General features: G+C 74.8%; 1 protein-coding gene. It reads left to right on the plus strand.

Going from position 1 to position 1,522, the window contains the following annotated elements:
• The coding region (locus GT354_RS18010) for an acyltransferase domain-containing protein (RefSeq protein WP_161357326.1) at positions 1-1,522 on the plus strand (1,522 nt) is incomplete at both ends.

Consider the following 1,522-nt stretch of genomic DNA (forward strand, 5'->3'; position numbering starts at 1 on the left):
CGGGCCATGTTGTTCACCGGCCAGGGCAGCCAACGCGTCGGCATGGGCCGTGAACTGTACGCGTCGCGGGATCTGCATCCCGCCTTCGCCGATTCGTTGGACGAGTGCTGTGCCCTGTTCGACCCGCTGCTGCCGGTGCCGCTGCGGGACGTCGTGTTCTCCGAGCCCGGTACGGGCGCGCCGCTGCATACGACCCGGTACGCGCAGCCGGCGCTCTTCGCCCTGGAGACGGCCCTGTTCCGGCAGTTCGAGGCGTGGGGGGTACAACCGGACCTGGTGGCCGGGCACTCGGTGGGCGAGGTCACGGCGGCGCACGTCGCCGGGGTGTTGTCCCTTGCGGACGCGTGCACCCTGGTGGCGGCCCGGGGCCGGCTGATGGACGCGCTGCCGGCGGGCGGGGCGATGGCGGCGGTGGCCGTCGGCGCGGACGAGATGGCCGCCCGCCTTGCCGAGACCGCGGGTGCGGCGGAGATCGCCGCGATCAACGGGCCCGCCTCGGTGGTCGTCTCCGGCGACGAGGCCGCGGTGCGGGAGGTCGCCGCGTACTTCCGCGAGCGAGGTCGCTCGGTGACGCCGCTGCGGGTCGGCCACGCCTTCCACTCCGCCCGGATGGAGCCCGTATCGGCCGACTTCGCGGACGTGGTTCGACAACTGACGTTCACCGCACCGCGGTTGCCCCTGATCACCGCCGTGTCGGGCCGGGCGGCCACCGACGAGGAGCTGTGCACACCGCAGTTCTGGGTGGACCACGTCCGACGTCCGGTCCGCTTCGCCGATTCGGTGGCGTACCTGGGCGAACGAGGCGCGGCCCACTACGTCGAACTGGGGCCGGACGCGGTGCTCACCGGCCTGGTACGCGATTGCCTCGCCCCGCCCGAGTCGGCGGACCGGGCGGCCCCGGCGGATCGCAACGCGAGCGAAGCGGGCGGCGGCGGGCGGCGCCCGGCACCGCTGGTCCTGCCGACCCTGCGCCGGTCGCGGCCGGAAGCGGACGCTCTGCTCGACACGCTGGGCGCGCTGTACGCCCACGGTGTGCCCGTCGACTGGCGGGCCGTCTTCGCCGGGCGCGGCGGACGTCGCGTCGCCCTGCCCACGTACGCCTTCCAACGCCGCCGCTACTGGCTGGAGCCCGACCCGGAGCCGTCGCCGGTGTCGTCGACGCCCGAGGCCGGTCATCCGTTCCTGCGGTCGGGCACCCGCACGGCCGACGACGACGGCCTGCTGCTGAGCGGGACGCTCTCGGTGCGCGACCAGCCGTGGCTCGCCGACCATGTGGTGGCGGGGGAAATCCTGCTGCCGGCGACCGCCTTCGTCGACATGGCCCTGCACGCCGGTGGGTTGGTGGGCGCCGACGTGCTGGACGAACTCGTCCTGACCGCGCCGCTGCCGTTGCCCTCGGACGGTGCCGTCGCCGTGCAGGTGAAGGTGGCGGGGGCGGACGACGCGGGACGGCGCGGCGTGCTCTTCCACTCCCGGCCGCACCCGCCCGAGGGCGACCGGCCCTGGCTCCGCAACGCCGCCG

This window comes from Streptomyces sp. SID3343, assembly GCF_009865215.1.
Classification (GTDB): Bacteria; Actinomycetota; Actinomycetes; order Streptomycetales; family Streptomycetaceae; genus Embleya.